This is a genomic window from Microbacterium jejuense (assembly GCF_019511665.1).
In the GTDB taxonomy this organism is placed as follows: domain Bacteria; phylum Actinomycetota; class Actinomycetes; order Actinomycetales; family Microbacteriaceae; genus Microbacterium; species Microbacterium jejuense_A.
The window spans coordinates 65,725-79,049 of record NZ_JAEUAW010000003.1 but is presented as its reverse complement, the minus strand read 5'-3'; the positions used below and the strand labels follow the sequence as shown (position 1 = coordinate 79,049).

The following is a 13,325-nucleotide window of genomic DNA, read 5'->3' as shown; positions in this document are numbered from 1 at the left end:
AGGCCCGCATCCGGATTCCGGTGCGGGCCTTTTCTCATGCCCTTCGGGCACTTTCGTGGGTAGTCTGCGGCTTGCCCGCTAGTTTGTCGTCGTCGAGAGGATCACCGTGATCAACGAGAACACCGGACGCCGTCGCGTCCTCCTGAAGCTGTCGGGCGAAGCGTTCGGGGGAGGGCAGCTGGGTGTGAATCCCGATGTCGTCAGCCAGATGGCGCGAGAGATCGCCGCGGCGGTCGACCGCGTCGAGATCGCGGTCGTCGTCGGCGGGGGCAACTTCTTCCGCGGCGCCGAGCTGAGCCAGCGCGGCATGGACCGCGGACGCGCCGACTACATGGGCATGCTGGGCACCGTCATGAACGCGCTCGCGCTGCAGGACTTCCTGGAGCAGGCGGGCGCGGCCACGCGCGTCCAGTCGGCGATCTCGATGACGCAGGTCGCGGAGCCGTACATCCCGCGCCGCGCCGAGCGTCACATGGAGAAGGGCCGCGTCGTCATCTTCGGCGCCGGCGCCGGACTGCCGTACTTCTCGACCGACACCGTGGCCGCACAGCGTGCGCTCGAGATCGACGCGCAGGAGGTCCTCGTCGCCAAGAACGGCGTGGACGGCGTGTACACGGCGGATCCGAAGAAGGATGCCTCTGCCACGAAGATCGACCGGATCACCTACCTCGACGCACTCCAGCGCGGCCTCAAGGTCGTCGACTCGACGGCGTTCAGCCTGTGCATGGACAACCGCATGGACATGCGCGTGTTCGGCATGGAACCGGCCGGCAACGTGACCCGCGCGCTGCTCGGCGAATCCATCGGCACGCTCGTCACGGCGTGACGCCTGCGCCGTCGGTAGACTTGACCAGCCCCATCCATACGAAGGAGACACTGTGATCGCGGACGTCTTGGCAGATGCCGGAGCGCGCATGGACCGCGCCGTCGAGGCAGCGAAGGAGGACTTCGCGACGGTGCGCACCGGCCGTGCGAACCCGCAGCTGTTCCAGAAGGTCCTGGTCGACTACTACGGGACGCCCACGCCGCTCGCGCAGCTCGCCTCGATCAACAACCCCGAGGCCCGCACGCTGATCGTCACCCCGTACGACAAGTCGGCCCTCAAGGCGATCGAGCAGGCCATCCGCGACATCCCGAACCTCGGTGTGAACCCCACGAACGACGGCAACATCGTTCGCGTCACGATGCCCGAGCTCACCGAGGAGCGCCGCAAGGAGTACGTGAAGCTGACGCGCACCAAGGGCGAGGATGCCAAGGTGCACGTGCGCGGCATCCGTCGCAAGGCGAAGGACGACATCGACGCCCTCAAGGGCGAGGTCGGTGAGGACGAGCTCTCGCGCGGCGAGAAGGAGCTCGACGCGCTGACACGCGCCCACGTCGACGCCATCGACGAGGCGCTCAAGCGCAAAGAGGCCGAACTCCTCGAGGTCTGAGGACCGCCCATGACCGACGCATCCGACCCGCACGGCGAGGACGACCGCGATCCGCCGCAGACGCGGCGCGATGCCGAGGATGCGCGCCGCCTCGTGGACCGCGCCCGGCATGTCTCCGAGGCGGACGATGCGACCGGCGAGCCCGATCCCGGTGCCATCCTGCAGGCCCATCTGCGCGCTGCCCGCAGCGAGTTCGAGAGTCAGGTGGCGCAGGCGAAGGCCGATTTCGAAGAGGCCAACGAGCGCATCAAGGAGCGGACCGGCCGCGACCTGCTGGTCGCGATCCTGATCGGGCTCGCGATCGGCGTGGCCCTGCTGGGCTCGCTGCTGTTCGTGAAGTGGCTCTTCGTCGTGTTCGCGCTGGCGGCCGCCCTCCTGTCGATCTTCGAGTTCTCGCGAGCGCTCATCACCGCCGGTCGACGCGTCGACCTCGTGCCCCAGCTCATCGCGGGGGCGCTGGTGGTCGGCACGGCGTACTTCGTCACGTCGTGGCTGCAGTGGGTGATCCTGTTCGTCGCGCTGGCCTTCGTGGTCGTGTGGCGCCTCGTCGCGCAGATGGCCTCCCACGACGGGCGCTCATACGGCCTGGTGCTCGGCGACGTGCTCATCGCGACGTTCATCCAGCTCTACGTCGCCTTCCTCGGCAGCCTGTGCGTCGTGTTGCTCAGCCAGGACGGCGGCGAGTGGTGGGTCCTCGGGTTCATCATCGTCGCGGTCGCGGTCGACACGGGCGCCTACATCGCGGGCATCTCGTTCGGCAAGCACCCCATGGCTCCCCGCATCAGCCCCAAGAAGACGTGGGAGGGCTTCGCGGGGGCCGTCGCCGCAGCCATCGTCGCGGGCGTGCTCGTGGGCCTGTTCATGCTCGGACTGGACTGGTGGATGGGCGTCGTGTTCGGCATCCTGATCCTCGCGACGGCCACCGCCGGCGACCTGGGCGAATCGATGATCAAGCGCGATCTCGGCATCAAGGACATGAGCTCGTGGCTTCCCGGCCACGGTGGTGTGCTCGACCGCCTCGACTCGATCCTGCCCTCGACGGTCGCCGCCCTGACCCTCTTCTACCTCTTCACCCCCCTGGTGGCATCATGACGGCATCCGAAGCTCCCGCGCGCTCCTCCTTCCCCGAGACGCGCGGACGCGAGAAGGGGTACGACAAGGCAGCCGTCGACGACTTCCTCGCCCGGGCGCGCGGGGCGTTCGAGTCGGGTGCCGCCGACATGACGTCCGCCGACGTCCGGCAGGTCGCGTTCCCGCTGGTGCGCCACGGCTACGTCATCGGATCGGTGGATGCCGCACTCGGCCGCATCGAGGACGCCTTCGCCGCGCGCGAGCGGACCACGGCAGTGGCAGCCTCCGGCGCGAACGCGTGGGTGGGCCACACGCGCGAGCTCGCGCAGGAGGTGCTGGACCGGCTGTCGCGTCCGCGCAAGGAGCGCTTCGACCGCGTCTCGACGCTGCGCTACGGCTACCGCCTGGATGAGGTCGATCTCGTCGCCGACAAGCTCGCCACGTACCTCGAGACCGGCCAGTCGGTCACGGTCGAGCAGGTGCGCTCGGTCGCCTTCCGCATGCAGCGGGGCGGGTACCACGAGGCGCAGGTCGACGCCGTGCTCGACGCCGTCGTCGAGGTCATGCTCGCGGTGAAGTGACGCCCCGCCGCGTCGGATGGAAAGATCCGACGGGCCTGTGCGAGAATCGGGACACTGTGACTTCCGGAAACGATCTGACCCCGACCAGACGCTCCCGACGTCAGGACGTGTCGACCCGAGCCCGTCGTCGCGCCGTCGCGGCGTCCCGGCCCGCGTCGACGCCGTCGCGCTGGTCGCGGCGCCGCGGGGTGGTGGGCGCCTTCGCGGCGTTCGCAGCCCTGGGGTTCGTGGCCGCGTATGTCGGGCCCATCGGGGTCGCGCTCGCCGACGCCGACACCGTCGACGAGCCGGTGTCGCTGTACGCGAGCTCGCTGGAGGACGTCCAGTCGCTCACCGGCGACGCCTCGGCGGAACCGGCCCCCGCGGTGGACCTCGAGCGCGGGACGTACACGGTGTACGTGAAGCCGAAGCCGACGGTCGCGCCCGCCCCGACGGGTTCGAGCGCGTCCAGCGGGTGGCGTCCGCCGTTCGTGACGCCTGACCCCGGCTCGGCTCAGGCCATCGCGTACGACATGGTCAAGGCGCGCGGCTGGAGCGACGATGAGTTCGCGTGCCTCGTGGCGCTGTGGAAGAAGGAGTCCGGCTGGCGCGTGAACGCGTACAACGCCGGCAGCGGCGCCTACGGCATTCCGCAGGCTCTTCCGGGCAGCAAGATGGGCAGCGTCGCCGCGGACTGGGAGACCAACCCCGCGACGCAGATCACGTGGGGTCTGGGCTACATCGGCGGACGGTACGGCACACCGTGCGGCGCGTGGGGGCATTCCCAGAGCACCGGCTGGTACTGAGTCATGCCGCGGTCCAATCGCCGCCGGAACGACTCGGGCGGTGACGAGTCCTTCGAGCGTCTGCTCGCGGGGTCCAAGCGCACGGAGTTCCGCAGGGGCACGGAGTGGACGGTGCAGCCGGTGTCGGCTGCACAGGCGCAGAAGGTCTACACGTGCCCCGGCTGCGGCCGTCCCATCGACGTGGGTGTCGCGCACCTCGTGGCCTGGCGTGCCGACGGGGTGCTGGGGGATGCCGCCGATCTCGCCGCTCGCCGGCACTGGCATCAGCACTGCTGGAAGGTGGCCTGACATGGAGATCCGCGGTCCGATACAGCTGCCCGCACGACGCGAGGAGATCGAGCTGGAGACGCTCGACGGCCTCACCCTCGTGGGGGAGCTGGCCCTGCCGGCGGACCGTGACCCCGTCGCGACGCTGGTGACGCTGCATCCGCTTCCGACTGCGGGCGGCTTCATGGACTCGCACATCCTGCGCAAGGCGGCCGGCCGCCTGCCCGCACTGGCCGACCTCGCGGTCCTGCGCTTCAACACGCGCGGCACGTCATCACCGCGGGGCACCAGCGACGGCGCCTTCGACGGCGGCCGGTCCGAGGCGTTCGACGTCGCCGCGGCGATGGACTTCGTCCATGCGCGAGGACTGCCGCGGCCCTGGTTCGTCGGCTGGTCTTTCGGCACCGAGCTCGCGCTGAAGTACGGCCGCGACCACGACGTCGAGGGCGCCGTGCTGCTGTCGCCGCCGCTGCACCGTGCGACCGACGCCGAGGTCGCCGCATGGGCGGGCGACCGGCGCCGCCTCGTCGTGCTCATCCCCGAGTTCGACGACTATCTGCGTCCCGACGCGGCCGCCGAGCGCTTCTCGAGCGTGCCCGAGGCGGTGCTCATCCCCGTCGAGGGCGGCAAGCATCTGTGGGTCGGTGAGAACCAGACCCGGCGCGTCCTGACCGAGATCGTCGCGGCGGTGAACCCCGACGCCCTTCCGCTGCCGACCGAGTGGGACGGTCCGGCCGAGGCGGAGTGATGCGGCGCTAGCGCTCGTTCTGCCGCGGGATCACGACCTGCCGGTAGATGATCAGGATGCTGGCGGCCACGGGAATGGCCACCAGGGCGCCCAGCAGGCCGAGCAGCGAGCCGCCGGCGAGGGCGGCGATGACGACGACGGCGCCCGGCACCGAGACGGCGCGCCCCATGATGCGCGGCGAGATCACGTACGCCTCGATCTGCATGTAGATGAGGTAGTAGATCGCGGCGATCAGCGCTGTCGTGGGGGAGCCGAGCCCTGGGATCAGACACGTCAGGACGATGATGATCGAGCCGGTGAGGGTGCCGACGAGCGGGATGAGCGAGAAGAAGAACGCGATCACCGCGAGCACGGCTGGGAAGGGTGCTCCGATGATCGAGAGGAAGATGGCGCTCAGCACACCGTTGATGAGACCCAGCGTGACCTGGCCGATGACGTAGTAGCCGACCGAGTCCGTGATCTGCTCGCCGAGATCGATGAAGCGGGCGCGCTTGGATGCGGGGACCAGCTGGTACATGGCGCGCTTCAGGTTGGGAGTGGAGGCGGTGAAGTAGATCGTCAGGATCAGCACGATGAAGGCACCCGCGAAGCCCCCGATGATGGCGCCGATGATGGCGATGAGGCTGCCGCCGACCTCACTGCCGATGGCGCCGACGTCGAGTGACGCGTACCAGTCCTCGATGTACCCCCACACCTCGTCGACGTTCAGCGCGGGGAACACGGCGCGCAGCCAGTCCTGGATCGCGCCCACGGGGTCATCGAAGGTCCCCTTGTCGGCGAGGTCCTGGATCGTCGTGACCAGCTGGCCGATCTGCTGCACGATGATCGGCACGATCATCGTGATGATGCCCGCGAAGACGGCGAGCACCGCGACGATGGTGAGGAGCACGGCCGCCCAGCGGGGGAGCTTCTGGCGCTCGAGCCACCCGACGATCGGGTCGAGGCCGAGCGAGAGGAAGAGCGCCGTCCCGACGTAGAGCAGGATCGTCTGCAGGTTCTGGATGCTCCCGATGAGCAGCAGGCCCAGACCCACCCCGAGCGTCGCCAGCAGTGCCGTGCGGAACGGGTTGTGGATCTTCATCGAGGTCCCCTCTCATCGGCGGCGCCGAACCTGTTCGCCCAGGATACGCATCAGGACCGTTCGGGCCGGGAACGGCACCCTCCCACGCGCCTCCCAGGTCGTATTCGCTAGTCTGAACTGTCGAATCGAAGGGCAGCGCTGTGTCTGTGCGCCCCGGAAAGGGTTTCTTCGTGCGTTTCGTGTGGGCTGTGGCGGCTTTCGTGCTCGCCACCGTGATGATCGGTGCGGGCATCGCCCAGCGGACGATCTTCGAGGGACCCAAGACCGAGACGGCGGCGATCTCGGTCAAGGATGAGGCTCCCTACATCCTGATCGACGGTGCGGTCCTCAATCAGATGCCCGGCACCCAGACGCTCCGTGCACAGGCCGAGGGCGACCTCTTCGCGTCGTACGGCCGCACCGCCGACATGGAGGACTGGCTGGCGGACGCCACCTACAATCACGTGTCGCTCGGCAAGGACGGCAAGATCGACACGACTCTGGTCGAGCCCGAGATCGAGCCCGCGCCGTCCGAGGGCGATGCCGGCGCCGCGGACGATGCCGGCGCCGCGACCGATGCCGCGGCGGGGGATGCCGCCGCGCCCGCCGAGGGTGGGGATGCGGCGGCCACGGCCGGCCGCAATCCCGCCGGCTCCGATCTGTGGCTCGACGAGTACACCCAGAAGGACCTGCTCATCGCGCCGCTCCAGCTGCCGGAGGGCATGAGCGTGCTCGTGGCCGCCGACGGCACCCAGCCCGCGCCGAGCAAGGTCACCGTGACGTGGCCGCTGCAGACCTCGACCCCCTGGGCAGGCCCGCTCATCGTCGGCGGCGCGATCCTGATGGCGGTGGGGGTCTTCCTGTACATCCTCGGCATCCGCCACGTGCGCCGCCGTCGCGGCCCGCGCCGCAAGGGGTTGCCGCTCCCGGTCACCGAGCCGATCGACATCTCGGCGCTCGACGACGACGACAAGGGCGTCATCAGCGCCCAGGCGGCACCGACGCGGCGTGCCGTCGCCGGCAGCCGTCGCGCCTTCGCCGCGCTGCCGATCGTCGCCGTGTCCGCGCTGCTGTTCACGGGCTGCTCCGCCGACGCGTGGCCGCAGTTCGGCAGCACACCGACGCCGAGCCCGTCGGCGAGCGTGATCGCGCCCGACGGCCAGCAGGCGCCCGCCGTGACCAAGGCGCAGGCAGAGCGCATCATGACGCGGATCGCGGCGACCGTCGCCGAAGCCGACGCCGCACTGGACGGCGACCTCGCCGAGACGCGGCTGTCGGGTGCGGCCCTGGCCGCACGCGACACGAACTACAAGCTGCGTTCGGCGATCGCCGACTACAAGGCCCCCGACCCGATCCTGGCCAAGCCGCTCAGCGTCATCCTGCCCCAGGCCTTCGACGGCTGGCCGCGCTCGGTGATCGTCGTCGGAGCCGACGACGAGTCCAAGACGTCGAGCATCATGGTGATGTCGCAGCAGGACCCGTGGACGGACTACCGCGTGTCGTACATCGCGAACCTCGAGGCCTCCACGACCCTGCCCAACCTCGCGCCGACCTACATCGGCGCCCCGCAGGTCGAGCCGGACTCGCCGTTCCTGATGCTGGCGCCGCAGGACGTCGCCGCAGCCTACGCCGACGTCATCGACAAGGGCGAGCAGAGCGAGTACTACGGGCTGTTCGAGGCGGACGGCGACCAGCTGCGCACGAGCATCGCGGCCGACCGCACACGTCGCCTCGACGACTTCAACAAGACGGCGAACAACACGACGGCGACGCTGACCTTCGCCGCCTCTGCCGGCTCTCAGCCGCCGTTCGCCCTGCAGACCGTCGAGAGCGGCGCGATCGTGGCCGTCAACATCGACGAGACCGACACGGCCACGCCCACGAACCCGGACGCCGTCATCAAGCTCGACAACAGCCCGACGGTCAAGGCGCTGGCCGCCGCCGACCAGTCCGCGACAGGCTTCCTGACCACGTTCAGCGACCAGGTGTTCTTCTACGTCCCCGGCCCGGGGTCCAATGAGAAGATCCGGCTGCTGGGCTACTCTTCCGCCATCCTCGAAGCGAAGGTCATCTCGTGAGCGATCCCTCCCTCGGCGCCGCGGTCCGCGGCGCGGTCGATCTCTCGTCGCTGCGCAACCGCCCGGCTGCGCCGGAAGCGGGAGCCTCCCAGGCCGCCGGTGCCGCGGCGACGGTCCCCGCACTGGTGCTGGATGTCACGGACGACACGTTCGCCCAGGTGCTGGAGCTCTCGCGCACGGTTCCCGTCGTGGTCGACCTGTGGGCCGAGTGGTGCGGGCCGTGCAAGCAGCTGAGCCCCATCCTCGAGCGGGTCGTGCGGGAGCTCGCCGGACGTCTCGTGCTCGCCAAGGTGGACGTCGACGCCAATCCGCAGCTGTCGCAGGCGTTCCGCGCGCAGTCGATCCCGATGGTCGTCGCCCTGGTGGCGGGCCAGCCCGTGCCGCTGTTCACCGGCGCAGTGCCCGAGCAGCAGGTGCGCGAGGTGTTCGCCCAGCTGCTGCAGGTGGCGGCGCAGAACGGCGTGACCGGCACGGCGGCGGTCGACGGTGAGGCGGATGCCGCACCGGAGGCGCCCGCAGAGCCTCCGATGCCCCCGCTGCACGCCGAGGCGTTCGAAGCGATCGAAGCCGGCGACTACGCTCGCGCGATCACCGCGTACGAGAAGGCCCTGGCCGAGAACCCGCGTGACGAGGACGCCCGCGCCGGGCTCGGACAGGTCCGCCTGCTCGACCGGGTGCAGGGTCTGGACCTTCAGGCTGCGCGCGCGGCGGCAGCCGAGGCGCCGACCGATGTCGCGGCGCAGTTCGCAGTGGCCGATCTCGACATCGCGGGCGGCCATGTGGAGGACGCGTTCGGGCGGCTGCTCGACCTGTTCGCGCAGCTGCCGTCGGACGAGCGCGGCCCGGTGCGCGAGCGGCTGCTGGAACTGTTCGCACTCGTCGGCGACGCCGACCCGCGCGTGGCCGCCGCCCGCGGCCGCCTGGCCTCGCTGCTGTTCTGAGGCGGGACCCGGCCGCACGCCGGGCGATCGGCGTCAGCCCTTCGTGGGAGACGGAACGTGCGCGGGTGTCTCGTGGCGGAGCCACAGCACACCCAGCGGCGGCAGCACGAGCGAGGCGCGCCCGCCTTCACCGGCGTGCACGACCCCGAGGTTGCCGACACCGGACCCGCCGTACTCCTGGGAGTCCGTGTTGAGGATCTCGTGCCACACGCCGCTCTCGGGCAGATCCAGCTCGTAGGCGTGCAAGGGCGTGCCCGAGAAGTTCGCGGCCACGACGACCGTGTTGCCGTGCCAGTCCCGCCGCGCGAACACGATCACGTTGGGGTTCCACGTCGGCGCTCCGAGTCGTGAGAACGCCGCGCCGTCGCTGTCACGCGCCCAGAGCGCCGAGTTCGCGCGGTAGACGCCGTTGAGCGCTCCGACGAAGCCCAGCAGTTCGGCGTGGCTCGGCTGGTCGAGCAGCCACCAGTCCAGCGACCGGGCCTCCGACCACTCCGAGAGCTGTCCGAACTCCTGACCCATGAACAGCAGCTGCTTGCCGGGGTGGCCCCACATGTACGCGAGGAACGCGCGCATGTTCGCGAGCTTCTGCCAGTGGTCGCCGGGCATCCGCCCGAAGAGGCTGCCCTTGCCGTGGACGACCTCGTCGTGGCTGATGGGCAGCACATAGTTCTCGCTGAACGCGTACACGAACGAGAACGAGAGCTCACCCTCGTGGTGAGACCGGTGGATGGGGTCTCGCTTGATGTACTCCAGAGAGTCGTTCATCCAGCCCATGTTCCACTTGAACCCGAAGCCGAGGCCGGCGTGGCTCGTCGGGGCGGTGACGCCCGGGAAGCTCGTCGACTCCTCGGCGATCATGGCGATGCCGGGGTAGCGCTTGTAGGCCGTCGCGTTCACCTCCTGCAGGAAGCGGATCGCCTCGAGGTTCTCGCGGCCGCCATGTATGTTCGGCTCCCACTCGCCGTCGCTGCGCGAGTAGTCCAGGTAGAGCATCGAGGCGACGGCATCCACTCTCAAGCCGTCGACGTGGAACTCCTCGAACCAGTACAGAGCGTTGGCCACCAGGAAGTTGCGCACCTCGTTGCGGCCGTAGTCGAAGATGTAGGTGCCCCAGTCCTTGTGCTCGCCGCGGCGGGGATCCGGGTGCTCGTACAGCGGTTCGCCGTCGAAGCGGGCGAGCGCGAAGTCGTCCTTGGGGAAGTGCCCCGGCACCCAGTCCATGATCACGCCGATGCCTGCCTGATGCAGGCGATCGATCAGGTACCGCAGATCGTCGGGGTGACCGTAGCGGCTCGTGGGGGCGTAGTACCCCGTCACCTGGTAGCCCCACGAGCCGCCGAAGGGATGCTCGGCCAGCGGCAGGAACTCGACGTGCGTGAACCCGTGACCGGCGACGTGCTCGATGATCTGGTCGGCGGCATCCCGATACGACAGACCCTGCCGCCACGAGCCCAGGTGCAGCTCGTAGATCGACATCGGACGCGACAGCGGCACGGTGCGCGCGCGCTCGTCGAGCCACGCGGCATCGCCCCACGCGTACGAGGCGTGGACGACGACGGATGCCGTCGCGGGAGGCACCTCGGCGAGACGCGCCATGGGGTCCGCCTTGAGGGCCCAGTCGCCGGCGCGACCGCGGATCTCGTACTTGTAGGTGGTGCCGGGTCCGATGCCGGGGACGAACAGCTCCCACACGCCGCTCGCGCCCATCGAGCGCATGGCGTGACCCTGGCCGTCCCATCCGTTGAAGTCGCCGACGACGCGCACCGCGCGCGCGTTGGGCGCCCACACGGCGAACGAGACGCCCGTCACGCCGTCGTCCTCGCGCACGTGGGAGCCGAGCACTCGCCAGAGCTCTTCGTGCCTGCCCTCGCCGATGAGATGCAGGTCGAGCTCGCCGATCGTGGGCGTGTGGCGGTAGGGATCGTCGGCCACATGGTCGGGCCCCTGCGGGTAGGTCGTCGCCAGTTCGTAGCGACTGCGCGCGCCGGCGCGCGTGCCCTCCCAGATGCCGGAGCGGACGTGCTCGAGCGGCACGCGCGTGCCGTCCTCGAAGACCGCGGTGACGCTCCGGGCGAGCGGGCGGCGTGCGCGGACCGTCCACGTGCGCGTGCCCTCGGAATCGGTGTCGGGATGGATGCCGAGCACGGCGTGGGGGTCGTGGTGAGTGCCTGCCGCGACGGCGTCGAGGAGCTGGTCGGATGGCGTCATCGGGACTCCTTCACGTGCAGGATGTGGACGGGCTCGGTGAACGCGTCGAGCATCACGTAGTTGTGATCCGACCACGTCCAGCGGGCGCCGGTGACGAGGTCCTCGACCTCGTACGGCGTGCCGGGCTCGACGCCCCACACGCGCGTGTCGAGATGCACCATCGTCTGGCGCACGGAGTGCGGGTCGGTGTTGACCACGACGATGATGGTGTCGCTGCGCCCGTCGGGCGAGAGGGCGGCGTCGAGGTGCTTGGCGTAGACGAGGATCGCGTCGTCGTCGCTCCAGTGGACGCTGAGGTTGCGCAGCTGTCGCAGCGCGGGGTGGGCGCGGCGGATGCCGTTGAGCTTCTCGAGGAACGGAGCGAGCGAGTCGCCGCGCTCCACGGCACCTGCCCAGTCGCGCAGCTTGTACTCGTACTTCTCGTTGTCGATGTTCTCTTCCGACCCGGGGCGGGCGACGTTCTCGTACAGCTCGTACCCCGCGTAGACGCCGTAGGTCGGCGCGGCCGTGGCGGCGATCGCCGCCCGGATGCGGTACGCCGGCCGTCCGCCGAACTGCAGGTACTCGGTGAGGATATCGGGCGTGTTCACGAAGAGGTTCGGCCGCAGGAAGGCGTCGGTCGTGTGCGCCAGGCCGGACAGGAACTCCTCGAGCTCCGCCTTGGTGTTGCGCCACGTGAAGTACGTGTAGCTCTGCTGGAACCCGGCGGCGGCCAGGCTCTGCATGGGCGCGGGCCGCGTGAAGGCCTCCGCGAGGAACACGACCTCGGGGTGCTCGGCGTTGACGGTCCGGATCAGCCACTCCCAGAACTGCAGGGGCTTGGTGTGCGGGTTGTCGACGCGGAAGATGCGCACGCCCTGGGCGATCCAGTGCCGCACGACGCGCAGCACCTCGGCGCGGATGCCCGCGGGATCGTTGTCGAAGTTGACCGGATAGATGTCCTGGTACTTCTTGGGCGGGTTCTCGGCGTACGCGATCGTGCCGTCGGGGAGTGTGGTGAACCACTCCGGGTGCTCGGCGACCCACGGGTGGTCGGGAGCGGCCTGCAGTGCGAGGTCGAGTGCGATCTCCAGGCCCTCGGCGTGCGCGGCGCGCACGAAGGCGCGGAAGTCGCCGAGCGTGCCGAGGTCGGGGTGCACGGTGTCGTGCCCGCCCGCGGCCGAGCCGATGGCCCACGGCGAGCCCGGGTCGCCCGGTCGCGCGTCGAGGGTGTTGTTGGGGCCTTTGCGGTTGAGCGTGCCGATCGGGTGGATGGGCGGCAGGTAGACGACGTCGAACCCCATCTCGGCGACCGCGGGCAGCCGCTTGGCCGCCGTGCGGAACGTGCCGCTCTTGACGGTGCCGTCCTTCAGGCGCTTGGCGCCTTCGGATCGCGGGAAGAACTCGTACCACGCGCCGACGCCGGCTCGTTCGCGCTCGACGAGCAGCTCGAGGTCGTCGCCCAGCGTCACGAGCGACATGACGGGGCGTGCGGCGAAGTACGCGGCGATGCGAGGGTCGTCGACGATCGCGAGGGCGTCGGCGTCGGCGACCGCGTCGTCGCGAAGGGATGCCGCAGCCGCCGTGAGGGCCTTCTTCTCGGCCGCGGGGCGGCCCCTCTCGGCGCCCGCCCGGTCGAACAGAAGCGCTCCGAGCTCGCGCATGACGGCGGCATCCACTCCCGCCGCGATCTTGACGGATGCCGCGTGCTGCCACGTGGCGAAGTCGTCGCCGAACGACTCGAACCGGAACTGCCATACGCCCTGCTCGAGCAGCGCGACCTCGGTCTGCCAGCGGTCGAGGCCGTCGTCGAGCGGCGCCAGGCGATGCAGCGACTCGTCGCCGGAGGGCGAGAACAGGCGCAGGTGCACCCCGATGCGGTCATGACCCTCGCGGAACGACGTGACCCGGAACGGCACGACCTCGCCGTCGTACGCCGTCGGGCGGAAGTCGCCCCACGGGACCGCTGGGGACGGCTGGGCCAGCGGTATGCGCCGCGACACCGTGTCGGGCTCGGGCTGCCAGGCGCGGGCATCGCGGACAGGGAGGGCCGAGGCGCTCCGCCACGGGCGGGAGCGCGCGGAGCGCGTCGTCGTGACCACGTCTCGAACCTACCGTCCCGTCCGGTCGGGCGACAGCGACGCGACGGCGGCGACGCCGCCCGGCGGCGT

The 13,325-nt window shown here is 70.1% G+C and carries 12 protein-coding genes; 9 read left to right on the top strand and 3 right to left on the bottom strand.

Annotation, left to right across the window (positions count from 1 at the left end):
* Window positions 1–106: 106 nt before the first annotated feature.
* From pyrH to JNB62_RS04195, 7 genes are read left to right on the top strand one after another with little or no spacing between them, the layout of a single operon-like run.
* Window positions 107–826 (top strand): UMP kinase, encoded by a 720-nt coding sequence (gene pyrH, locus JNB62_RS04225; RefSeq protein ID WP_220299625.1) that lies wholly within the window; start codon window positions 107–109, stop codon window positions 824–826.
* Window positions 827–878: 52 nt separating this feature from the next.
* Entirely contained in the window at window positions 879–1,433 is a 555-nt protein-coding gene (gene frr, locus JNB62_RS04220) for a ribosome recycling factor (RefSeq protein ID WP_220299624.1), read from the top strand.
* Between the two features lie 9 nt (window positions 1,434–1,442).
* Window positions 1,443–2,525 carry a phosphatidate cytidylyltransferase gene (locus JNB62_RS04215; protein ID WP_220299623.1) on the top strand — a complete coding sequence of 361 codons (1,083 nt, stop codon included), beginning with the start codon at window positions 1,443–1,445 and terminating at the stop codon, window positions 2,523–2,525.
* Window positions 2,522–3,085, top strand: a complete 564-nt coding sequence (locus tag JNB62_RS04210) for a DivIVA domain-containing protein (RefSeq protein ID WP_220299622.1) — start codon at window positions 2,522–2,524, stop codon at window positions 3,083–3,085. Before JNB62_RS04215 ends, JNB62_RS04210 begins: the two co-directional genes overlap by 4 nt.
* Before the next feature lie 56 nt (window positions 3,086–3,141).
* The gene (locus JNB62_RS04205; protein WP_308291722.1) at window positions 3,142–3,870 is read left to right on the top strand and encodes a phage tail tip lysozyme; all 729 of its coding nucleotides are present in this window, start codon (window positions 3,142–3,144) and stop codon (window positions 3,868–3,870) included.
* 3 nt (window positions 3,871–3,873) lie between these two features.
* Window positions 3,874–4,158 (top strand): hypothetical protein, encoded by a 285-nt coding sequence (locus tag JNB62_RS04200; protein ID WP_220299621.1) that lies wholly within the window; start codon window positions 3,874–3,876, stop codon window positions 4,156–4,158.
* 1 nt (window position 4,159) lies between these two features.
* Window positions 4,160–4,885, top strand: coding sequence for an alpha/beta hydrolase (locus JNB62_RS04195; protein ID WP_220299620.1), 726 nt, complete (start codon window positions 4,160–4,162; stop codon window positions 4,883–4,885).
* Window positions 4,886–4,892: 7 nt separating this feature from the next.
* On the opposite strand, the gene JNB62_RS04190 is transcribed toward JNB62_RS04195, so the two are convergent.
* Window positions 4,893–5,966: an AI-2E family transporter gene (locus JNB62_RS04190; RefSeq protein ID WP_220299619.1), complete on the bottom strand. Its 1,074-nt coding sequence runs from the start codon at window positions 5,964–5,966 to the stop codon at window positions 4,893–4,895.
* 170 nt (window positions 5,967–6,136) lie between these two features.
* Here JNB62_RS04190 and JNB62_RS04185 point away from each other — a divergent pair, with 170 nt between their 5' ends.
* Both JNB62_RS04185 and JNB62_RS04180 read left to right on the top strand, forming a co-directional pair.
* Window positions 6,137–8,023 (top strand): glycosyl transferase, encoded by a 1,887-nt coding sequence (locus JNB62_RS04185; RefSeq protein ID WP_220299618.1) that lies wholly within the window; start codon window positions 6,137–6,139, stop codon window positions 8,021–8,023.
* Window positions 8,020–8,964 carry a tetratricopeptide repeat protein gene (locus tag JNB62_RS04180; protein WP_220299617.1) on the top strand — a complete coding sequence of 315 codons (945 nt, stop codon included), beginning with the start codon at window positions 8,020–8,022 and terminating at the stop codon, window positions 8,962–8,964. The genes JNB62_RS04185 and JNB62_RS04180 overlap by 4 nt, the downstream gene beginning before the upstream one ends.
* Window positions 8,965–8,997: 33 nt before the next feature.
* Here JNB62_RS04180 and glgB read toward each other — a convergent pair whose 3' ends face one another.
* The gene (gene glgB, locus JNB62_RS04175) at window positions 8,998–11,175 is read right to left on the bottom strand and encodes a 1,4-alpha-glucan branching protein GlgB (protein ID WP_220299616.1); all 2,178 of its coding nucleotides are present in this window, start codon (window positions 11,173–11,175) and stop codon (window positions 8,998–9,000) included.
* Window positions 11,172–13,139 carry a maltotransferase domain-containing protein gene (locus tag JNB62_RS04170; RefSeq protein WP_220299941.1) on the bottom strand — a complete coding sequence of 656 codons (1,968 nt, stop codon included), beginning with the start codon at window positions 13,137–13,139 and terminating at the stop codon, window positions 11,172–11,174. The genes glgB and JNB62_RS04170 overlap by 4 nt, the downstream gene beginning before the upstream one ends.
* Window positions 13,140–13,325 lie beyond the last annotated feature (186 nt).

What these genes read in the sequence shown, in the direction of transcription:
- JNB62_RS04215 (WP_220299623.1), top strand. Translation starts at nt 1,443, where the DNA reads ATGACCGACGCATCCGACCCGCACGGCGAGGACGACCGCGATCCGCCG.
- glgB (WP_220299616.1), bottom strand. Translation starts at nt 11,175, where the DNA reads ATGACGCCATCCGACCAGCTCCTCGACGCCGTCGCGGCAGGCACTCAC.
- JNB62_RS04200 (WP_220299621.1), top strand. Translation starts at nt 3,874, where the DNA reads ATGCCGCGGTCCAATCGCCGCCGGAACGACTCGGGCGGTGACGAGTCC.
- JNB62_RS04195 (WP_220299620.1), top strand. Translation starts at nt 4,160, where the DNA reads ATGGAGATCCGCGGTCCGATACAGCTGCCCGCACGACGCGAGGAGATC.
- JNB62_RS04210 (WP_220299622.1), top strand. Translation starts at nt 2,522, where the DNA reads ATGACGGCATCCGAAGCTCCCGCGCGCTCCTCCTTCCCCGAGACGCGC.
- JNB62_RS04190 (WP_220299619.1), bottom strand. Translation starts at nt 5,966, where the DNA reads ATGAAGATCCACAACCCGTTCCGCACGGCACTGCTGGCGACGCTCGGG.